At 62.6% G+C, this 21,143-nt stretch carries 14 protein-coding genes; 2 read left to right on the top strand and 12 right to left on the bottom strand.

The genetic code is table 11. The features are described 5' to 3' along the window. Positions 1–19: 19 nt before the first annotated feature. Positions 20–895 (top strand): WYL domain-containing protein, encoded by an 876-nt coding sequence (locus IB249_RS28340; protein ID WP_192309453.1) that lies wholly within the window; start codon positions 20–22, stop codon positions 893–895. Here the strand turns inward: IB249_RS28340 and IB249_RS28335 are convergent. The 3 genes from IB249_RS28335 to IB249_RS28325 all read right to left on the bottom strand — a co-directional run bounded on the left by IB249_RS28335 (position 882) and on the right by IB249_RS28325 (position 6,370). Further along, positions 882–1,475 carry an ankyrin repeat domain-containing protein gene (locus tag IB249_RS28335; protein WP_318653520.1) on the bottom strand — a complete coding sequence of 198 codons (594 nt, stop codon included), beginning with the start codon at positions 1,473–1,475 and terminating at the stop codon, positions 882–884. The two genes, IB249_RS28340 and IB249_RS28335, sit on opposite strands and share 14 nt — an antisense overlap. Then, positions 1,465–4,830, bottom strand: a complete 3,366-nt coding sequence (locus IB249_RS28330; protein ID WP_192309451.1) for a TM0106 family RecB-like putative nuclease — start codon at positions 4,828–4,830, stop codon at positions 1,465–1,467. The genes IB249_RS28335 and IB249_RS28330 overlap by 11 nt, the downstream gene beginning before the upstream one ends. Positions 4,831–4,894: 64 nt before the next feature. Next, entirely contained in the window at positions 4,895–6,370 is a 1,476-nt protein-coding gene (locus IB249_RS28325) for a hypothetical protein (protein ID WP_192309450.1), read from the bottom strand. A 216-nt stretch (positions 6,371–6,586) separates the two neighbouring features. Here IB249_RS28325 and IB249_RS28320 point away from each other — a divergent pair, with 216 nt between their 5' ends. Beyond that, a complete protein-coding gene (locus tag IB249_RS28320) occupies positions 6,587–7,234 on the top strand; it encodes a HEPN domain-containing protein (protein WP_192309449.1) in 648 nt (215 codons plus the stop codon). A gap of 144 nt (positions 7,235–7,378) precedes the next feature. Here the strand turns inward: IB249_RS28320 and IB249_RS28315 are convergent, their stop codons facing one another. From IB249_RS28315 to IB249_RS28275, 9 genes are all read right to left on the bottom strand, one after another. Beyond that, entirely contained in the window at positions 7,379–7,801 is a 423-nt protein-coding gene (locus tag IB249_RS28315) for an organic hydroperoxide resistance protein (protein ID WP_192309447.1), read from the bottom strand. A gap of 30 nt (positions 7,802–7,831) precedes the next feature. Further along, a complete protein-coding gene (locus IB249_RS28310) occupies positions 7,832–8,659 on the bottom strand; it encodes an enoyl-CoA hydratase/isomerase family protein (protein ID WP_192309445.1) in 828 nt (275 codons plus the stop codon). A gap of 258 nt (positions 8,660–8,917) precedes the next feature. Then, positions 8,918–10,291 carry an exopolysaccharide Pel transporter PelG gene (gene pelG / locus IB249_RS28305; protein ID WP_192309443.1) on the bottom strand — a complete coding sequence of 458 codons (1,374 nt, stop codon included), beginning with the start codon at positions 10,289–10,291 and terminating at the stop codon, positions 8,918–8,920. Then, entirely contained in the window at positions 10,292–11,806 is a 1,515-nt protein-coding gene (pelF, locus tag IB249_RS28300) for a GT4 family glycosyltransferase PelF (protein WP_192309441.1), read from the bottom strand. It abuts the gene before it with no gap. Further along, positions 11,803–12,792 (bottom strand): HEAT repeat domain-containing protein, encoded by a 990-nt coding sequence (locus IB249_RS28295; protein WP_192309439.1) that lies wholly within the window; start codon positions 12,790–12,792, stop codon positions 11,803–11,805. Before IB249_RS28295 ends, pelF begins: the two co-directional genes overlap by 4 nt. Then, complete coding sequence (locus IB249_RS28290; protein WP_225607231.1) at positions 12,770–14,137, bottom strand: PelD GGDEF domain-containing protein; 1,368 nt, start codon at positions 14,135–14,137, stop codon at positions 12,770–12,772. Before IB249_RS28290 ends, IB249_RS28295 begins: the two co-directional genes overlap by 23 nt. Before the next feature lie 5 nt (positions 14,138–14,142). Further along, entirely contained in the window at positions 14,143–14,661 is a 519-nt protein-coding gene (locus tag IB249_RS28285; RefSeq protein ID WP_192309437.1) for a penicillin-binding protein activator LpoB, read from the bottom strand. A gap of 26 nt (positions 14,662–14,687) precedes the next feature. Next, on the bottom strand, positions 14,688–18,290 hold the full coding sequence (locus IB249_RS28280; RefSeq protein ID WP_192309435.1) for a tetratricopeptide repeat protein: 3,603 nt from the start codon (positions 18,288–18,290) through the stop codon (positions 14,688–14,690). Continuing rightward, the gene (locus IB249_RS28275; RefSeq protein WP_192309433.1) at positions 18,268–21,081 is read right to left on the bottom strand and encodes a bifunctional glycoside hydrolase 114/ polysaccharide deacetylase family protein; all 2,814 of its coding nucleotides are present in this window, start codon (positions 21,079–21,081) and stop codon (positions 18,268–18,270) included. The genes IB249_RS28280 and IB249_RS28275 overlap by 23 nt, the downstream gene beginning before the upstream one ends. Between the last annotated feature and the right edge of the window lie 62 nt (positions 21,082–21,143).

The following is a 21,143-nucleotide window of genomic DNA, read 5'->3' as shown; positions in this document are numbered from 1 at the left end:
TCAAACACATGGAGCGGGTATGAAACGCAAGCAATCCATCGAGCAGGTCCGCTGGGACCTGGCACTTCGCTATCGTTTGATCGAGACCGTTGCCTGGTGGGAGGGCCGCCTGACCACGGGGCACCTGATGCAGAGCTTCGGGATCAGTCGCCAACAAGCGTCCAAGGACATCAACACCTACATCAATGAACATGCGCCCCGAAACTTGACATATGACAAGCAACGCAAGGGCTACGTACCGAGCAAGCACTTCAAACCCCTGTTCATCGATGACAGCGCCAGCGCCTACCTGCACCTGCTTTTCCAGAACAACGAGCGGGCGCCACACATCGAAGGGCTGGCCCTGGCCTACGCCCACACCAAGGTTCTGGAAGTACCCGACCGGCCCATTCGCCCGGAAGTCCTGCGGCCCTTGCTCGCGGCGTGTCGCGACGGTTTGCGCCTGGAGACCGAGTACGTTTCGCTCAACACGCCGAACGTGGAAATCCGCCTGATTGCCCCCCACACCCTGGTGTACACCGGGATGCGCTGGCATGTGCGCGCGTACTGCGAAAAAAACCGCCAGTACCGCGACTTTGTATTGAGCCGCTTGCGCGGCGAGCCGGATTTGCTCGACGAGTCGCCAAACACGCGTGAGATGGACGAGGACTGGAATACCGAGGTCCCTATCATCTTTGCCCCCGACGGCCGCTTGAATGCAGCACAGCAGGCCATCATCGAAACCGATTTCGGCATGACCGAAGGGACGCTGGTCGTCGCCAGTCGCAAGGCCCTGGTGAAGTACGTACTGCGCCGCTACCAGGTCGACCCACGAAACCAGGCCACCAACCCCGAAGCGCAGCAGATTGTGGTGACCAACCTCAAGGAGTTGCGGCCTTGGCTCATGCATGATTGAGCCCCATCTCGCGCCAGATGCGTAGCGCACCGATGCAGTTGTCGACCTCGGCCGTCAACAACTGCTGTGCGGTCTCGTGAAAGCCGTTACCCAACGCAATGTTGCGCGCGGTCTCGCCTTGGCGGTTCTTCGCGTTCAGGTCCAGGCCAAACGACCGGTAGCGCTCGGCGAAGTATTTGACGGCCTTCAAATGCCCATTGATCACCAACCAATGCAGCGGCGTGTTGCCCAGCGCATCGCGATCGTTAAGGCTCCCGCCGAGTCGGTAGCGTGCCTCCAGGGTTTTGACATTGCCATAACGGGCCGGCTGGTGAATGTACTGGTCGTGCGGCATGAACGTCCCGAGGCCAGGCCAGTCGCGAAACTGCGGCTCGCCCTGTGCACCGAGGGCTTGCAGCTTGCCCATCAGTTCGCGGCGACCCAGGCGATAGGCCAGGTCGAGCGGCGTATCGCCGGCCACATTGCGCTCATTCAGCACCTGCGGGTCGAGGGACGAGAGACACTGCGACGTATCGAGCAGCACGCACAGGTGCCAGTCCCCGAGGCCGAGCGCCTTCGCCTCGGCGCGATCAACCTGCACAGCGTTCACCCGCGCCGTGTCTGATGGCCATGCACAGGCCGTTGACCAGACTCATCTCCTGAGGCGTCACGCAGCGCACGGCGGTCAGGTCCGGACTGGCGACGATGCACGCCAGGGACTTTGCTCGGCTGACGGCCACATTCAAGCGGTTTTTCGAATACAGGAAACTGATGTCCCGGGGCAGGTAGTTTTCGTTGGAGGTGGCCATCGAGACGATGACAATCTCCGCTTCCTGCCCCTGAAACTTGTCCACCGTGCCGACGCGAGCGCCCGTTGGCAGCACCTGTTTCAGCAACTGCACCTGCAGGTTGTAGGGGGCGACCACCAGGATGTTGTCGACGCCGATCTCGTGCGCCACACCCTCGTTATCCACGAAGCGCTGGCGCAGGAAGTAGGCGTAGAGTGCTTTGACGTACGCCGCCTCCTCGTCCGAACTCTGGCTGTTGCCATCGTGTTCCACGGGGCAAAACATCAGCCCGCTGCTGGGTACTTCCGGACGCTGACCATCCAGTGACAACACCCGTTTCTCGTTACCGGGCGCCGGCGACAACTGACCCTCGTACACGGCTTGGGAAATGAACGAGCAGACGTCGGGATGCATGCGCCAGGTGTGTGCCAGGAACACCCCACGATCAGGCGCGATGGTGGGCGTGCCATCCAGCAGGTAGTCGAGAATGGAGTCGCCGGAGCGGCCCGGATGGACACCTTGCACGGGCTGCGACAATTGCATCTGGTCGCCCATCAGGACGATGTTGCGCGCAGCAAGGCCCATCGCGACCAGATTCGCCACGCTCACCTGCCCCGCCTCGTCGATGAACAGGTAGTCCAGTTGCTCGGTGAACGCCGGGTCGGCAAACAGCCAGGCGGTGCCGGCCGTCAAATGGGTGTTCGGCCCCCAGGCTTCAAGGTACTTCGTCTTGTTCTCGATGGAGCGAATGCAGCGGCCGGTAAACACCGTGTCTTCGCTCTCTCCGGATTTTTTCAATCCGCTGAATGTCACGCCCGCCTCCAGCGCACGCGATTCAACCGCCGCCAGCAGGTTATTGATGGCGTGGTGCGAATTGGACGTGACGCCGATGCGCTTGCCTGCCTTGAGCAAGTCGACGATGACATGGGAGCCGGTGTAGGTCTTGCCTGCACCGGGCGGCCCCTGGATGAACAGGACGCTGTGATCGAGGTGGCGCACCACCTGCTTGATGGCTTCCAGCGTCGGCAAACCAGGATCGAGCAGCGGCGCGCCAGGCTCGACGCCGTTCACTCGGGGCGCGCGGCGATGCAGGAAATCGGTGACGGCCTGGAAGCGCTGACCGCCAGCCAGGACATTGTCGGCGTATCGATACAGCGCTTCGCGCAGCGAACCCGTCGGGATCGGTGTGCCAGGAATCATGTCGAACTGATCGGGCGGTGCCTTGGCCGCGGTGGCCTTGAAGGTCGCCAGGCACCGATCATAGTCCAGGTGCACCAGTTGCACCGGGTTCAAGGATTCACTGATGACACCTGCCGAACCTCCCCGCATCTTGGTTTCCTGAGGTTCGAAACGGTATTCATACAAAAACGATCTTTTGTCCGGTGTCGCAGGTGTATCCGTACGCCGCAAACCGGCCAGGCTTTCGATATCCTCCAGCAACTCTTCGGTCGTCATGTCCCGTCGACTGAACAACTGCCACCACGTCGGCTTGTCGGCGCGACGGTGAAAGTCGAGCAACTGAAAGGTGAGCAGCCGGACCGGACCCTCGTCATCGGCCAGCAGCCGATGGCGATAGTCCTCCAACCGGATCTCGATCTCGGTTTGCTCCGCAACGGATTTTGCGGATTCGGTTTCAGGCACGGGAACACCGCCTGCAACCGACGGTTTGATTGTCATCAGCCAGTTACGCAGAAGACAGGTCGAACGCACGTCGTCTTCGTTGTAACGCTCGATCTTGTCCAGCAACGCCGCATCACGCGTTTCTTTCCAGCGCTCATAAAACACGATGCTCGCGCCGGCATTGGTCACGTCGCCGTCGCGCTGATCCATGTAAAAGTGCTCGATGTTCTTGATCGAGTAGCTGGGCTCGGACACCCGGATCGCTTCGCGCACGACCTTGTACAAGTCGATGAGCTTGCCGTTACGCAGCAACCAGTCCACCTGTGCCTCACGCGTCCCGTGCTGGCTCATCAGGCGTTTGATCGCCGTCTCTTCATAGCAGGCGTAGTGGTAAACATGCGCGTCGGGGTAACGCTGCAGGTGGGCGATGACCCAGTCGATGAACTGTTCGAAGGCGAGCTTTTCCTGCTCTCGGTCATGCGCCCAGAAGGGTTTGAACACTTGCGCCCCTCCCTCATCGATGTACAGACCGAACAGGTATTCCAGCCCACCTTCTTCCAGGGGGTTGCCCTCCATGTCGAAGAACAGGTCGCCCTCGACCGCGTGGGGCAGGCGATGAAAGCCACGTCGCTCACCCGACACGGCGAGCAGTTCGAACAGCGGGACGCCGCTGAAGCGCCCCTGAAACTGCAAACGCGCCTGATGGCGCAGCTTGTTCAACGACTCACTCTGCAGTTTCGCCACGCGCAGGTCTTCGCCGCTCTCGGCCAGCTCGCGCAAAGTGGTCACGCCGGCACTCTGCAATTTCTGGATCTGCGAGCGGCTGATGCCGGCGACGGCCGACAGGTGATCGTCCTGCTGGCGCTGCTCGTCACAGCGGTCGCGCCAGGCGCAAAATCCACAAAAACCGCAGGGGTCCGGATAGGTGAAGGGGCGGTCGGCTTTGTTCACGAACGCTTCGAAACGCTGCAGAACCTGCTCGAGGTAATCGGCGTAGTCGGCGACCCGAAAGGCCTGTTCGGTTTGCTGCGCATCGCCGAGCACCACGTACATGCACTGTGGCTGTATACCCTGAATCGGCATCAGCATTCGGGAGTAGAGGGCGACCTGGATCAGGAACTTGGCCTTGGCGGTTTTCGCCAGTTTGGTGTCGATCACTTCGTAGCTGTGATCGCCCAGCGCCGACGCGCGCGGTACTTTGCGCAGGAAGTCGGCATGACCGATATAGGGGCCTTGCTGGAGCGACGCCTGAAAGATGATGTCGACGCCCGCCTTCATCGCCTCGATGGTCAATTCCACCCGCCGAGCAAAACTCGGATTGCCCTGCGCGATGTCGACGACGCTGGCATTTTCGGTTTTGAGCCGCTCCAGAAAGGCCGCCTCATGGGCCAGTCCTTTGTCCTGAATCAAACGGTTCTGATCACTCGCCGGCGCTTTTTCCATGGGCATGACGAGGTGTTGAAGGTCCAGCGTCGTCAGGTGCTGGCATTCGAGAAAACCGCAGATGTCTGAGGCGGAGTACAACTGGATTCCGTTTCGGGTTTGCATGGGCGCATCCAGGTTGGTGAAGCGCCCAGGGACGTTTCACACTGATATCAGTGTCGTCTGCGGGTCAGGCGTCGAGCGAGCAGCCACTGAAAAACTGTTCGAACAGCGGCGTCGGCAAATACTGCGCATCGAGCAGCCCGAAGTGCATGCCCACGTTGCGACCCACTGACATCAGTGTTTTTGCGGCGTTCTTCTTGCCGGCGTGGCCGGCAGCCAGGATCAAGTCGATGCGTGCCTGTTCCGTCAGCCCTTGCTGGTACGCACGGCCCGTGATCAGTACATCCACCAGGCAGACATCGGCCCGCTCATCACCGAGGGTGAAGGGTTGCAGCGTCGGGGTCGCCAGTGCCGCGCACAGCCCGTCCTCGCCGCCAGCGGCGATGCGTTCGAGTTCTTCGAGGGGGCGTTCGAACAGGTCGAACTCCGCGATGGAAAACGCAAAGCAGTAACCCTGCGCGGTAGAGCGGGTGAGGGTTTTTCCTTTGCGAGGCAGGGTCATCAGCCATTCAACAAAGGACGCTTTTTCATCCGGCAGACCGGTCTGGCGGAAGGCCAGATAATCCTTGATGACCTGACTGAAAGGATGGCCGGTCGGTACCCAGCCGGTGTCGCGTTCAGACTCATCCTCCACCGCCGCTGCGGCCTTTTTGGGATCGGGCGCCAGCGGCAGATCGAAGCAGCGCAAGTCATAGCCGAGCATGAACAGGCTGGCCTCGAACGCATGACAGCGCGCAGGCAGCGCCCCTTGTTCGGCGAACCAGTCGGTGCGCTCCAGCACCGCTCGGATGATCCAGCCCAGCCGCACTTGCCAGCGTGCCCATTTTTCATAACTGACCTGGGAAAACTGTGGCGCCACCAACCCGTTCAGGAACGCCCGGGAGTTGCGGATCTGGCTGCCGCGAGCGCCGCCGGACGGGAACGCCAGCAGGGGTTTGCGGCTTCCCGTCCATTGCTGGCGAAACAGCGAGTACAGCATGCCGATGGCAGCACCGACGCGGCTGTCGTAGATGGGCGAACCCGAGGCATCGAGCAAGGCATGAATCTTGGTCAGGCCCGAATCGAAACGCTCGACACTGAGGGCGTCGAGATCATCCAGGTCATTGTCGCCATCGAGCGACATCAGCACCGCCATTTTTTTCAGGTAGCTCGACAGCTCCCCCTCGGCAGCCAGCCGATGCAAAAACGGTATGGCTCCTCGCACGCCCCCCCAACGAAGAATCTGCAGGCACGCCTGCAGCGTTTGTTGTTCATCCCGACGATTGACAGCACTGGTCAGCCATTCGCGCAGTTGCCCGAGCGAGCGTTGAGTTTCGGCCCAGGTTTGCGAGTCCACGGCGCTTTGGTTGGAGTCCTGCCAGCTGGCCTTCCACCGGTAATGCTCCAGCACTTGCTCGAAACCCCGGACTTCCACCTGCAATCCGCCCGGCACGAACTTGCTCGATTTGAAATGAAGTTTGAAGGTGAGCGTGGGTAAATTCGCCACCAGCCATGCTACGAAAGCCTCGACTTCAGGTTGTGCCAGGAACTGTTCGCGCTTCATGAAGACTGCCTTGCAGGTAATATCGAATGGCCATACCCTAAGCAAAAGCACGAGTCTCGTCCACGTTGTCTGTCCGTACAGGTAAACAATGGGTGCAGGTTGTAACCTGCTGGCTAGACGCTTCTCTATCCACGGCGGTATTCAACGCCGAATATGTAAACTTTTCAGACACGCCGCTGGCCGTTCGCGTGCGCCATGACATCAAGGACCGGAACCATGGACCATCAGACCCTCAAGACTCGCCATCGCCTGGAGCGTGAACATCATCATCCCAATCTCACGTTGCGCGTTCATCGGGCGCTGAGTTGGCTCAGCCGTGCCGAGCAGGCCGAGGATGTCGATGGGCGTTTCATTTTCCTGTGGATTGCCTTCAACTCCGCGTACGCCACCGACATCGATGAGCAATACCGCCTCTCCGAGCAATCGACGTTCAAGGCGTTCCTGGACAAGCTGTGCACTCTCGATACGGCCAACCTGATCGAGAATCTGGTCTGGTCCGAGTTTTCCGGCAGCATTCGCGCATTGCTCGACAACCCTTTCGTGTTCCAGAGCTTCTGGGAGCACCAGAACGGCAAGATCAGCGAACAACAGTGGACCGAACGTTTTGCCAGCGGTCGGCGCACCGCACAGCAGGCATTGGCCAACCGCAATACCCCCGCCGTACTCGGCGTTCTGTTCAACCGGATCTACACACTGCGCAACCAGGTCATGCATGGGGGCGCAACCTGGAACAGCAGCGTCAACCGGGGTCAGTTGCGCGACTGCTCCAACCTCCTCGGCAAGCTGGTGCCGGTGATCATCCTGCTGATGCTGGACAACCCGGAAACGCTGTGGGGTGATGCCTGTTATCCGGTGGTGGTCTGAGGCTTTGCGCCGAGTTGCCGGATTCGGCAGCGAGGGTGACGGCTTCGGGTGAGCCCCTGTGAAAGCTGAGTGGGCGATCACAGGGGCGGCGGGATAGTCATTTCATCAGGGAACGAAAAAGGCAGCTTTGGGGCTGCCCAGCCTTCACCCCACCTGCAAGTCCACCGAAACATGCCCCCGGGTCATCCGCGAATACGGGCAAATCTCGTGCGCCGCGTCGACCAGTTCCTTCTTCACCTTGTCCTCCAACCCGGAAATCTTCACATTCAACCGAACCGCCAACTGAAACTCGCCATTTTTGGTCTTGCCCAAATCCACCTCGGCATTCACCTCGGTGTCCTGCGGCAGTTTGACTTTCTGTTGCCCGGCCGCCACTTGCAACGCGCCCAGGAAGCAGGCGGAGTAGCCGACGGCGAATAGTTGTTCCGGGTTGGTGCCCGGCTTGCCCGAGCCCGGTGAGCTCAACGTCACCTCAAGCTCTCCATCGCTCGACTTGCCGGTGCCAGTGCGTCCACCGACGACCTGGGTTTTTGCGGTGTACAGAACGGTTTCCAATCCAGTGCTCATGACGATGACTCCTGATCGATAAAGTGCTGTTTATTCACCGAGGGTGCCGGTGTGATGCGCCAGGCGTATTTCCACGTCGGCTTTTTCCTGCAGGCCAAGCTCCATCAACTGCTTGATTCGTTGCTGCGCCGCCGGGCGTTTCACCGAACCGATGAACCCGTCCCACTCGGCGGCGATGGCCTCATTCGGCGGCAGGCTCGAGGCATCGACCAGGCGTTTGATTTCGCTGATCGACTGCTTGTCGAAGCGCGCGATGCGCCGGGCGATGGTGTCGACGAAAGCGTCGAGTTCGGCATCGGGGAACGCGCGGTTGACGTAGCCGTAGCGTTCGGCGAGTTCGCCGTCGATGTCATTGCCGGTGAGCAGCACTTCCAGTGCCCGGCCACGTCCCATCAGCCGTGGCAGACGGGCCATGGGGCCGCCACCGGGGACCAGCGCGGCGCCGATTTCCCATTGCGACAGAATGGCTTTTTCGCGGCTGGCGAAGCGCATGTCGCTGGCCAGCGCCAGCTCGCTGCCGACGCCGGTGGCACGGCCGCGGATCGAGGCGATGGACACCACCGGCGCCTTGCTCAGGCGCACCAGCATGTCGGGCAGCGGCGGCAGGCCGGTGGGGCCGTTGGGCATGCTCGTGGTGTCCGTCAGGGGCGGCACGAAGTCATAGTGGGTCAGGAAGAAACCCGGAACGTCGCTGTCGAACACCACGACCTTGACCTGCGGATCGGTCTCGAGCGCGGTGATCACTTCGTTCAGCTGCGGCATGGTTTGCGGGCCGTAGATGTTGTACGGCGGGTTATGGAAGGTGACGCGCCAGTAGGCGGGCGTGACGCGGGTGAGCAGGATCTCCTGTGCGTTCATGCGTTATCTCCAAAGCGTGAGTGGAGGACATGCGTCGGAGAGTTTGCCAGGAGTCGATGAGGGGTTGGGCGAGGGTCGGCTTGAGGGGTCGAGCCGTGCTCGAGTCAAGGGATGGCCCGGAACACATCGCGATGAGCCGGCAGCTCCGAGAGATCAAGGCTAGCAGCGGACCTTGGTGTTTCAAGTGGGGCCGACCGCCGGCTGTCTGGCGAAAAGCATTGTGGGAGCGAACCTGCTCGCCCCCACAGGGGCAACACTTTACCGCGTCGAGAGCATGAAGGTGTCGTACTCCAGGTCTTCCAGTGCCGTGGACAGTCGGTGTAAACCGAGCAATACACACACCAGCAACGACAGGGTGAAGCCGTAGCCGAAGAAGCTCGGGCCCAGGTGCATGCTGAGCAGCGTCAACGCGCCGTTCAACACCGCGAACAATACGCACAACTCCAGAACCACGGTGCGTTTGTCCAAGTAGAAGAACACGTTGAGCAACGCCATGAACACCACCTGGATGCTCACGCCGATCAGGTCGATGTAGAACAGCGGCAGGTAGTAGCTGGACATGCCCAGCCAGTCGAGCAGGCGCGGGGCGAAGAGGAACAACAGCACCACGGTCAGGCCCTGGACCTTGCAGATTTCCAGCAGACCCTGACGGATCGACAGGGTCATTTCGGTTTTCAGCGAGCCGATGTGCTGCAGGGTTTCGCCTTCGCGGATGGCCCGGAACAAGCGGTCGTACCATTCGGCGAAATCGGTTTCGATGCGCACCAGGAACACCGCCATCCCGGGGATGATCGCCAGGTAGGCAAGGAAGATCGGCAGGTCGTACAGGATGGAGGCACGCAACGGGCCGATGACCTCGTTCGATGTGCCGGGGTTGAACCAGAACAGGAACTTGTCGACCCAGATGCCGAAGTTGTAGAAGAACCCGGTGGCCAGCAGGCTGAGGAAGGCCTGGCGGCGGTCGAGGAAATCGAAGGCGATCAGTTTCTCCGCCCGGTACTCGCGCAGGATGTCATAGAGGTACAGGAACAGCAGGGTGCTGTGGCCGATCAACAGCGCCAGCAACAGGCCCGGTATCTTCAGGAAACTCAGCACATAGGCGCTGGCCACCATCAGCGTGTAGCCCACCAGCATCACCAGCAGAATGCGGTTATAGGCCTTCATCCCCGACAGGAAGATGATCACCAGCCACAGGTTGCACAGCACCACGAAGTTCGCCAGCACCAGCAAGCGGTAGAGTAGCGGCTGGTCGAACAACAGGCTCAGCACGATGATCCCCAGCACCCCGGCCGCGAGCGTGACCAGCAACAGGATGCCCAGCAGGTTGGGCAGGATCTGCTCGTACTTGTGCTCGAACAACCGGTCGGACACGAAGCGGGTGAAGTACAACTGCAGGCCACCGGTCAGAATCAGCGAGGTGGCCATCAGGTACGTCACCGTGACCAGGAACTGTCCCACCAGCGTATTGGGGATCACCAGGCCCAGGCTGATGATGCCCACCAGCATCACGCTGATGATCGACAGCACCCAGGGCCCGGAACTGATCAGGCCGGCGTACACGTAGGCGTGCAGGGTCGCGGTGTAGGAATCGCGCGAGAGGATCTTGCGCAGTTCGAAGCCAATGCCGGCCATTCAACTGTTCTCCATGGCTGCTTGATACAGGTCGCGGTAGCGCTGCAGCATCAAGGCTTCGGTGTAGTAACGATTGACCCGCAGCAGGCCACTGGCCTGGGCGTCGTGCCAGCGTTGCGGGTTGCGCAGCAGTTCGAGGATCGCGGTGCAGGTGGCCTGTGGATCGGCAATCGCCACCACCTTGCCGGCCATCCCGAGGTCGCGGTCTTCGGCGCTGCCGCCTTCGATCAGTTCGCGGCACGAGCCCACGTCGCTGCTGACCACCGGCGTGCCGGCAGCCCAGGCTTCGAGGATCACCAGCGGTTGCGCCTCGCTGATCGAGGTCAGCACCATCAACCCGAGTTGCGGCAGGATCTCCTGGATGCGCTGGAAGCCGAGGAAATGCACCTTGCCCTCCAGCCCCAGGCTGGCCATCAGGCTGCGGCATTCGCTGACGTACTCCGGGTCTTCCTCCTCGGGGCCGACGATCCAGCCTTCGGCCTCGGGCATGGCGCTGATCACGCCGCGCATGGCCCGCAGGAACGTCTTCACGTCCTTGATCGGCACCACCCGCCCGATCAACCCCACCACCGGGGCAATGCCCGGTGCACGGGATTCCAGGGCCGCCGTCCACTGCGGCAGGTCGATGCCGTTGGGAATCACCTGCGTGCGCGCCGGGTCGGCACCGTCCTTGATCTGACGCTGACGGTTGCCGTCATACAACGCGATGATGTTGTCGGCGCTGTTGTAGGTCAGCTGGCCGATGCGCTCGAAGAAACGCACCCACAGGGTCCGGATATACCCAGAGCCGGCGTCGAGGCTGCGGTTGAGCGCCTGGCCGGAACTCTCGGCGATCCAGCTGGCCTGGGCCAGGTCGATCTTGCGTTCCTTGGTGTAGATGCCGTGCTCGCTGAGCAGGTAATGGCACTTCCAGCGTTGCTTGAGGATGCACCCCAGCAACCCGGCGTATCCGGTGGACACCGAATGCAGCATCCGCGCGCGCGGCATCTTGCGCGATGCTTCGGCGAGCATCAGCAACGGCGACTGCATCGAGCGCAGGGTCCAGAAATAATTGACGAAGGACGGGTCGGCGCAATGCAGGCGATAGCCCTCGCTCAATGCCTCCCAACTGGCGCGGCTGCGCAACACGTCGTCGAGGGTCATCTGCCCTTGGGCGATGCAATCGAGCAGGCGTTCGCCCAGTTCGGGCTCCGGCGCATCCGGGTGATGCAGGAAGCGATACAGGTCCATGAACTGCTGTTGATAGGCTTCGCGTGGCGTACCACGGGTGTTGACCGGATGAGTCGCATCCTCGAGAAACACTTCTTCGATGTGCAGCACATTGGACGGCACTTCGTAGCGCCGCGCCGGGTAGGCCGAACGTTGACCGCCAATGAACATCACCGAGAAGGTCAGCTCCGGCAGGCCGAGGATCATCTGGTGGATCCAGCTCGACACGCCACCTCGCACGTAAGGCCAGGTGCCTTCGAGCAGCAGGCAGATGTCGGCCAACGGCGCCTCTTGCTGATGATTCATGTCCAGCTCCTCACCAGCTCAGCGAACGGAGGCCGCTGACGGGTTTTCTCGGGAAGTTGCGCGAGCAGCCCGGGGATTTCCGAGTAGCGCCCGGCCTCGAACGCCAGTTCGGCGTGAAACGGCAGCACCTGGGCCGGGTCCATGCCGTCGTCCTGGGCCTGGTGCAGGAGCACTTCGGCGCGCTCGATGTCGCCGCGCACCAGGGCAATGCGCCCGGCGAGCAGGAACAGTTCGCCGCCCTCGCCCGCTTGCAGGCCCTGATCGGCATGGTCGGCGGCCTGCTCGAGCACGTGGTCGAGCACACTGCCCTGGGCCAGGCCGAGATAGGCCAACTCCCAATACCAGCGCGCCAGGGTGGCATGCAACGCACCGGCAGCGGCGGGGCTGGCACCGACCAGTTGCCCGAGGGCGATCTGGATGTGCAGGTTGATGTCGCTTTCCTGCTTGTCGAGCATCGAGTACGCCAGCAGGCGCACGTCGTCGCTCGGGTCGCCCAGTGCCAGTTTGAGGATCGGCACCGCTTCCTTGCCCGGCATGCGTCGCGTGGCCACCAGGGCGGCCAGGCGCTGATCCGGATCGGGGGCATGGCGCAACACATCCTGCAAACCACCGTCGGCGAAGATCGGCGAATGCACCTGTTGTTGCGCGCGATACGGCAGGTCCGGGATGCCCACTGCCTGCCAGGCCTGCTTGTCACGTTTGCGCGGCAGGTACAGCGCCGGGAAGATCGACAGCACCACCCCGAGCATGCCGATCACCGGCACGAAGAACGCCAGGCTGAAAATGAACAGCGGGCTCCACGGCAACGGCGCACGGTAGCGCGCCGGCAACAACAGCCAGACCGCCCCGCACAGCAGCGCGCACGCCAGGGCATGGCTGACGCTGAACACCAGCAATTGCTGCAATTCGGGCGCCGGTATCCACAAGCTGGCCCAACTGCCTCCCTCTAACAACAGGGCTCCGCTAAACAGCCACTTGCTGATCATTCAGGCCACACTCGTTGAACAGGAAATTACGCAGTTCCTGGCGGTCGACGCCAGGCTCCAGATTGAAGGGCATCACCCGTACGCCCAGGCTGTCCATGTCACTCTCGATACCGAAGTGCTCATGCAGCAACAGGCTGATACGCGACAGGTACCCTTCTGTGCCTTGCGGGCTGGTCAACGGCAGCAGCACCAGCAACAACTTGTGATCGCGGTTGTTGATCACCGGCAAGTGCAGATCGAGGCCGCGCTGGCTGCGCTCCATCAGGCGCGTCAGCTCCTCGTTGGGACGGGTCATTTCGAAGGCAAACAGACCGGCCGGCAGTTGGTGCAGGTCGGCATCGGCCAGCGAACGCTTGAGCTGCGAGGTGAACTGCTGGGCACGGGCGTCGGCCAGTTGCAGCACCTGCGGATCGCGGCGCAACAGGTCGGCGATGTGCCCGGCGAGCAGCGCCAGCAGGCTCAGGGTGCGATCCTTGAACGCAAAGAACGGCATCTGCCGGACCGCCAGGATCGCCAGCAAATGGCCTTCGGCATCGATCAGCGGAATGCACGCCTGCAAGGACGAGAACTCGGTGGACGCACCGGTATCCATCAGTTCCTGGCGCACGCTCACCAGCTCGCCGCGTTCCAGGCACAGCTTGACCAGGCCGTCCTCGGTGCTCAACGGCCCCATCACACCGATGGTGGCCAGCGCCTGTGGCAAGACCTTTTCCCCGCGTTCGTCGACTCGGTACAGACCCGCCACGCGCAGGGCGCCGTATTGCGCCAGCATCGACACCACCGGTTCGGCCAGGGCGGTCAGCGCATCGCCGACGTCCGGCATCACCCGCAGTTTTTCCCGCAGGCCCAGCAAGGAGCTGCGCAGGCTCTGGTCGCTGCCCGCGACGCGTTGCTCCAGCAGGTCGTGGGAGACGCGCAGGATCTGGTGCGCCCGGGTGAAATCGTCGAGGCGGTACTGACGGTATTCGTTGGCCATCTGCAGCCGCTCCAGGCGGCGCATCCACAGATCACGAACCTCCCCCACCAGCATCCCGCTGACCAGCACACCGACAATGAACGACGAGTCGATCTGTTCGTAGCCTTCAAGCCCGAGGTGGCGCAGGACGAACATCGCCAGCACCAGCAGGCCGGCACTGAACAGCCCGCGCACGAAGCCGTAGCGCACACCCAGCAACAGCGGCGCGATAATCGGCCAGGGGAAGCCGCCATGTATCTGCAGCGGGTCTGCCGGGGTCAGCCACAAGCCCAGGCCGATGGCCAGGCCGGTCACCAGCAGCGTTTCCAGCCATGACACCGGGCCACTGGCTTGCGGCGCCAGGCTGTAATCCATGTGGGGAGAATTCATTGCGATCACTCGAACCGAAGGGCGCCAACAAGTTTGTCGAGCACCGTCTGAGCGGTGCCCGCGAGGCTTTCACGGGACCAGCCGGCACGGGCGCCGCTCTTGCTCCAGAGCACGCGGCCGCTGCTGGCCTCGAGCACGCGCAGGCTGATGCCGACCGCAGGCTCGCCGTCCAGGCCGTTCTTGTACTGCCACTCCTCGACGCTGCCGGCGATCACGTAGTCGAGCTTCTGCTCGCGTGCCCAATCCAGCGCGCCGGCCAGGCGCTCGCTGTCATCCATCAGCGCTTGTTCGCCCTGGGTGCTCACCGGATAAACCCGTGGTTGCAGGCCACGGCTGCTGAGCACGCTGAGCAGGATCTGCTCGCTGCGCTCACCGGCCTGCGGCGTCTGTGAATAGTTGACCATCGGCACGATGCCCCACTGCGCGTCGCGCGGCAGGTTCGGGCTGGTTTCATCGGTGAAGCTGGCGCAACCGGCGATGACCAGGGACGCAAGGGCCAGGCCCAGATTACGAATTGCTTGCATAGTGTTTCTCCGTAGACATTCCATGATCAGCGTCCAAACCGCACGCCGTAGCTCACACCCAGTGTTCCGCCCGATTTGCCATCCCCGCCTTGTGGCGCGGACTGGTAACCGAAGGTCAGGGCCAGTTCGTCATCACCCAGCACTTCAAAACCGATGCCGGTGTTGAGGCCGTAGTTGAACGTTTGATCCAGCCATTGCCAGCCAGCCGTGACGTCCACCAGCCAGGTGTATTGCGGCTTGGTGCGCACCAGAGCGCCCGGTAGGCCGCGACGCCAGGAGCTGCCAACGTAGAGCTGGCCGTAACGGCTTTGCAGCAGGTCGCCGGCTTCCACAATGGTCGGTTCATCCGGGTCATCGACATTTTTCACCGCGCCACCGTTGTCGATGGACAGATCGTCCAGCGTCCGATCCTTGACCCGATTGTGCTGATAGTCGATCCCGCTGCGCACGGTCCAGTTCGGCCCGGCGAATTCCAGCGTGTGCAGGAACTCCATTCGCAACGCCTGACCACTGCCCAAGTCGTCGCCCGAGCGGGTGGCGAATGACTTCTGCGCCACTTCCCAGCTCAGTTGGTCGCGAGCGGTGAGGCCATGACGGCCACCCACCCAGACGCTGTCGTGCAGACCGAACGCACGCATCAGGCCGCTGTCCTCGCTCTTGCGATGCCAGTCGACACCCAGTTCGAGTTCATCGCTGGTGCTCAGGCGCCAGGTCCGGGAGAGCCCCAGGCCATTGCGGTCGTCGTCGCTGCGCTGGCTAGTGTCGGCGAACAGTTTGTAGCTGCCGTCCTCGACCGCACGTTGCAGCGTCAGGGCGGCGTTGCGCTCTTGCCCGATCCGCGAGGATTCGATCTCGTCCCCCCGATACTTGCCCTGCTCCAGTTCCAGGTTGGCGTACCAGTTGTCGCCCAGGTGATGGGCGATCTGCAGGGTCGGCGCGTTGAAATCCAGGCCGCCGAAGTCCTGTTTCTGCCAGGAGAGCAGTGCCCCCTGAGGCGTCGTTTCGTGGATTTCCACCGCCTGACGGCGCAGTTGTTCGCGCACGGCCATCGGCTGATCGTCCCCCAGGTTCGACAGGCTGGTGTCGAGGGCTTCACCCAGACGTCCCAGACGCGTGAGGGCCTGAGCACGTTGCGCCGGGTTCAGGTCGCTGCGGGCCAGCAGGGCTTCGACCTGGGCCGTGTTGCGGCTGCGCAACGCCTGCTGAATCTGCTCGTAGCGATCGACTTTCAGACCCTGGCTGCGCGCCCATTCCAGCCACTGGTCCTTCTGCGCTTCCTGGTTCGTGGCGTCGAGGCGCGCCAGCAAACGTTCGAACCACAATTGCAGCATGGCGGGCGAACCGTCCTTCCAGCGCAACACTTCCTGCTGCGCCTTGCGCGGCGAAAAGCTGCTGGCCATCAGGCGCAACCAGACCGCGTAACGCTGGGAAGATGGCTGAATGTTCTCCACCTCCGGGCTGCGCAACAGCTGCAAGCGCAAGCGCTGAGCGGCATCCTGGTAACCGGCGCTGTCCAATGCGTCGGCATAGGCCGAACGCACCAGCCAGTCATTCGGGCTGCCCTTGAGGTACATCCGGTACCAGGCCAAGGCTTCGCTGTCGCGACCCAGCAATTGACTGGCACTGGCAAACGGCAGCCACAGCAGACGATCCTCGCGGGCACGCGCTCGCCACTGGCTGAGCAACGGCTTGAGCTTGGCCGAGTCGAGCTGGTCGACGTACAACCACATCAGGCGCTCGCGGAACACGTTGTCGTCCGGGAATTTCGACAGGCCCAACAGGTACAGGCGCTCGGCCTCGTCCGGCTGACCCTGCTGGGCAGCCAAGGCGGCGCGCACGGCCAATACCTGGGATTGTTCATAGGCGTCGGGGAATTGCTTCGCATCGTCCAGCAGCGCAATGACTTTCGGCCATTCGCCAAGCTCCTGGGCCTGCTGCAAGGCTTCGACCAGACGCTGCGGGTCGCGGCCACGCTCCCAGCTGGCAATCATCAGCGCCAGGGCGCGCTGCGGGTTTTCGACGCGGTACAGGGTAATCAACTGACTCTCGTCGCCGCTGGTCAGTTTGCCGTTGAGGGTAAGCAGTTTCTCCAGCGATACACGCAAGTCGTCATCACGCTCCAGCTCCCAGGCCAGGGAAGCGCGGGTGTGCCAGTACTCGGGATCCTTGATGGAATCGTCAGCGGCCTGCACCACACTCCACGCGGCCTGGTTATCGAACATCTTGAGGTAGGTGTTCGCCCAGTCCACCTGCTCGGCCGAGGTCAGCTTGAAGCGTTTGGAGTAGGCCTCGAACACGTCGGCCTTGACCGCGAACTGCCCGGTGTTTTCCAGGTTCTGCAGCAAGCGCGTCCACGCCAGGCGGTGGGACGGATATTTGCGCAGGTACGCGTGCAACCAGCTCTCGGCTTGTTCGGGCGTGCCGCGCGATTCGTGGCCGTAGATCAGCGCATCGAGTTCAACGTCGGTGAGCGCACGCTGTTGCATGATCTCGGCCAGCAACGGAATCGAGCGATCGAAGTCGAACTGCTGGCTCGCCAGACGCCAGGCGTGCTCGCGGGTCTCGGGCTTTTCCTGGATCTCCAACAGACGAATCCAGTAGTCGAGGGCCGCCGCAGGCTCGCCACGCCATTCACCCAGGTGCGCCATCTGCTCGAGCAAGGCCGGGTCGTTCATGGACTCGTCAGCCAGCAGCTGACCGGTTTCCCAGGCTCCCGTCAGGTCACCGATGGCCAGGCGCACGTGGAATTCCTTCGGCGCGATCAGCGGGTTGTCCGGCTGCAAAACCCGCCACTGGTCGAGCAAGCGTTGCGCCAGTTCGAAACGCTTGGTGGCCACCGCCACGTCCACACCCTTTTGCAGCCAGGGCGCATCGGTTTTCGGGTTGTCGAGCAGCGGCAACGCGTCGGACAGCACCTGTGCGGCCTGATCGTCGCGACCGGCAGACAGCAGACTGTCGAACGCCAGTTGCGCGTATTCACGGCGCTCAGCGGGCTGACTGTTGCGCAGCAGTTCCAGGTAGATATCGGCTGCACGGCTCGGCTCTTCGCCCGCCATGTGCCACTGCGCGGCAGACTTCAGCGATTGTTCGCGCAGCTTTGGATCACGTTCGGCGATCTCCTCGAAGACCGTCGCGGCGAACACCGGTGCCTGCAACTCCAGCGCCAGCTTGGCCAGGTTCTGCAGCAAGGGCACGGGCAGCTTGCGGTGATCGAAACTGCCCAGCCGCTCCACCAGGGCGCGCTGTGCAATCAGGTCGTTGCTGACAGCGGCAGCCCGCGCGTCGAGTTCCACCCGATAATAGGCCTGGGTCTCGGGCTGCGGCGTCGGCCACGCTTCCAGATGTTGACGCGCCTTGTCCAGCTCACCGAGACGAATCAGCAGATCGATCAGTTGCAGGCGCAGGTGGTCATCGTTCGGGTGCGCCGCCAGCAACAGCTCGGCGTAGTTGGCCGAGACGGCATCCGGCTCACGACCATCAGGCTGGAAAGTTTCCTCGCGCTGGAAGGTCGCCCACAACAGACCACCCACGGCCACTGCCACCACGGCCAGTGCCCAAGGGTTGAGCAGGCGCTTGTTGTCATCCGGCTTTTTGCCGGAAGGGGCATTAGTTGCAGACGAGTTGAGCATGACTCACCTGCTTCATGGGTAATTGGAAAGTCCACAGGCCGGCCGCCGCCTTGCCTGCAAAACGCTGCCCATCCACCTCGACCCGGCACGGATTGGCGGAACGCACGGAGAAGGTCAGATCGAACTGGCCGGAGAACCCGAAGCTCACGCGCCGGTCATCCAGGTACCGCCACTCCACCAACGGCAGATTGGCTTCCTCCAGCGCCGGGCGATCATCCCGGTCGGGACGCAGCACCAGCAGCGCCCGATCACTGCTCAGGTGCACGTAGCGCCCCTGCGGCAGGTCGCGCACGCCGGCTATACCTTGCGAGCGCAGCAGGTCCGGCCACCCCATCCCTGGATCCAGGCGCACGGTACGCAAGGCGTCCATCCCGCGAATCTGCCAGGCACCGTCGGAGGTCCGCGCCAGGCTGGCCTGGTACAGGCCATGCAGACGGTCGATGTAATCACTCATCCACAGCGACAGCGGATGCTGTTCGCGCATGAACCCGTAGATCTCATGCATCGCCTTGATCGAGGCTTGCTTGGTGCTGGAGTAAAAGTGGTAATACAGGTGCAGACCGCGCAGGCGGCGCGGGCTGTCGGTCAATTCGAAGGTATCGATCACTTCACGGAAGCCGTAGTACGGGCCCTTCCACAAGTTGGTGAACAGGTTCTCGTTGATGACCGGCGCGTAATACTGCAGGCCGCCTTCGGTCGGGCGCAGCAAGGGGTTCAGGCCCGTCACAGACGGGTTGGCCTTGGTCATCATGGTTTCTGCGCCGTTGACGTTCTTGAGCCCGGCGTCATACGCCAGCTTCAGGGTCGAGGCGGAGGGCAATGCATCACCCGGCCAGAACACCATCTTCACCGGTTTTTCCGGGGTGGTGAGGTTCTGATTGATGTAGTCGCGCGAGCCGAAAATCTCCCGGCGGAAATCGATCTTGCCGTAGCCCGGAATGGCCATGTTCATGCCGTATTCCGGATGAAAATTCTCCCGTTTGAGCGCTTTGTCAGGCTGCATGAAAAACGGGTGGCTGAAGGTGTGCGTGGCCACTTCGACTTTCGGGTTGGCGAAAATTTCGCGGGCAATCGGCTCCAGCTCACGGGCCAGAAACGGGAACATGCCACGCGGCGAAATCTCTCCCTCGACGATCGACACCGACGTCAGGAACGGGTTTGGCTTAATGTAGTCGTCCAGCGTATGGCGACCGGCGTAAGGCGTGCCACGCACTTCGGCGCGGGAAGGGAAACCGTCGCCATCGATGTGCACCGTAGCGACCCGCCGACCGTTTTCGGTGGTGGTGTCCGGGCGCGGTTGCTCGGGCAGTTGCAGGCTGGTTTGCAGGAACGCGAACGGATCGATGATCCAGCGGCTGCGCTCGTTGTTCGCCTCCAGCAGGTAGGGTGCCAGCGCCAGGCCGCCCCACTTGGCGGTCACGACCGGCGTGAACACTTCGCCACTGGCGTTGGTCAGCGACAACACCGGCTTGGGACCGTTGGGCAGTACCGATACCGCCGTCAGGTCACGGGAACGTGGCTGCACCGGCGCTTCGAAGGCGCCAATCAGGGCCTTGTCCTGGTGGGTGATGGTCAGTGGCTGCACGCCCGGCGGCGCTTCGCGCTTGAGCCCCATGCGTTTGAGCAGCAACTTGTCTTCGACCGGCAGGCCGCTGAAGAACACCACGGGCACCTGCTCGTCCAGACGCGCGGTGATCCAGCGGTTGAACGCCGGCGCGTCCTGCGGCGGACCACTGGTCATCCAGGTGACGACGCCGGCGTACAAGCCACTGAACCGGTAACCCGGCATGGCGCTGCTCGCGGGAATGTAGTCGACGCGATAGCCCAGGTATTCGAGCAGACCGCCGAGCACCGTGTGCCCGCCGTTATCCTCCAGCGCCCCTTCGCGCTCGTCGTAAACGAAGGCGATGCGGCGCGGCTGCACCTCGATGTTGCTGAGGCCGATCGAGTCCAGCTCCGGCGTGCTGATGAAGGGAATGAAACCTTCATCGCGCAAGCGCTTGGCCAGCTTGCGCGCCTCGTCGCGACGCTCCGGTGGCAGGTAGTCGATGGCCACCAGCGGGATGCCTTTGGCACGCAGTGGCTGCAGCTCGCCGAGCAACCACTGCCGGTCGGCTTCCGGCACCGGGCGATAGCGCTTGGCTGCAGCATCCCAACCGGCATACAGGGACTCGAACGCCACCGCCGCGGCGACACCGTCGAGCTCAGGCAACACTTCAAAACCGCGGTTGAAGAACAGCTTCAGGGTCGGCTGGCGCTTGTGCATTTCGCGCAGCAGGCTGGCCAGGGCCACGCGCTGCGCTTCACGGGCGCCTTCCGGCAACAGTTGGAAACTGTCGAGGGTGTCGAGAAACAGCCCGTCATAACCTTGCGCCTGCAACGCCTTGGCGCGACCGAGCAAGTGTTCGCGCCAGGCCGGCGCCGTCAGGTCCATGACCTGGCTGTTCCAGGAATCATTACGCACCGGGCTGATCGCCTGGCGCAGGCCCGCCTTGTCGATTTCAGCCTTGTTGCCGTCGAACTCGCCGACGGACACGTAGGCGAATGGATGACTGCCCAGCTCGCGCAGGGTTTTGACGTCGCCGGGCGTCATGTGCCCCGGCTCCACCACCGACCATTCGAACTGCGCCAGCTCGGACAACGGCGGTTGATCGGCGTACCAGAACGCCACGCTGGCCGGTTGCGGCAAGGCTGAAGCCGGGACGGAGGGTCCGCTGGCGAAAAGGGCCAGGGCCGCAAACAGCCGCTTGGCAACCGCGCGGACGCGCGTCCTGCGAGAAACGATTTCCATAATTCACTCTTGAAATGACTGAACTGATGCTGCTCTGACGTCTGACATCTGGGCGGACAGGT

The sequence above is a fragment of the Pseudomonas sp. PDM04 genome (genome assembly GCF_014851765.1).
Lineage (GTDB): Bacteria > Pseudomonadota > Gammaproteobacteria > Pseudomonadales > Pseudomonadaceae > Aquipseudomonas.
The sequence above is the reverse complement of the archived record's forward strand: the minus strand, read 5'-3'. Positions and strand labels throughout refer to the sequence as shown.

What these genes read in the sequence shown, in the direction of transcription:
- pelF (WP_192309441.1), bottom strand. Translation starts at nt 11,806, where the DNA reads ATGAATCATCAGCAAGAGGCGCCGTTGGCCGACATCTGCCTGCTGCTC.
- IB249_RS28310 (WP_192309445.1), bottom strand. Translation starts at nt 8,659, where the DNA reads ATGAACGCACAGGAGATCCTGCTCACCCGCGTCACGCCCGCCTACTGG.
- pelG (WP_192309443.1), bottom strand. Translation starts at nt 10,291, where the DNA reads ATGGCCGGCATTGGCTTCGAACTGCGCAAGATCCTCTCGCGCGATTCC.
- IB249_RS28320 (WP_192309449.1), top strand. Translation starts at nt 6,587, where the DNA reads ATGGACCATCAGACCCTCAAGACTCGCCATCGCCTGGAGCGTGAACAT.
- IB249_RS28325 (WP_192309450.1), bottom strand. Translation starts at nt 6,370, where the DNA reads ATGAAGCGCGAACAGTTCCTGGCACAACCTGAAGTCGAGGCTTTCGTA.
- IB249_RS28275 (WP_192309433.1), bottom strand. Translation starts at nt 21,081, where the DNA reads ATGGAAATCGTTTCTCGCAGGACGCGCGTCCGCGCGGTTGCCAAGCGG.
- IB249_RS28295 (WP_192309439.1), bottom strand. Translation starts at nt 12,792, where the DNA reads ATGATCAGCAAGTGGCTGTTTAGCGGAGCCCTGTTGTTAGAGGGAGGC.
- IB249_RS28280 (WP_192309435.1), bottom strand. Translation starts at nt 18,290, where the DNA reads ATGCTCAACTCGTCTGCAACTAATGCCCCTTCCGGCAAAAAGCCGGAT.
- IB249_RS28340 (WP_192309453.1), top strand. Translation starts at nt 20, where the DNA reads ATGAAACGCAAGCAATCCATCGAGCAGGTCCGCTGGGACCTGGCACTT.
- IB249_RS28315 (WP_192309447.1), bottom strand. Translation starts at nt 7,801, where the DNA reads ATGAGCACTGGATTGGAAACCGTTCTGTACACCGCAAAAACCCAGGTC.
- IB249_RS28285 (WP_192309437.1), bottom strand. Translation starts at nt 14,661, where the DNA reads ATGCAAGCAATTCGTAATCTGGGCCTGGCCCTTGCGTCCCTGGTCATC.
- IB249_RS28330 (WP_192309451.1), bottom strand. Translation starts at nt 4,830, where the DNA reads ATGCAAACCCGAAACGGAATCCAGTTGTACTCCGCCTCAGACATCTGC.
- IB249_RS28290 (WP_225607231.1), bottom strand. Translation starts at nt 14,137, where the DNA reads ATGAATTCTCCCCACATGGATTACAGCCTGGCGCCGCAAGCCAGTGGC.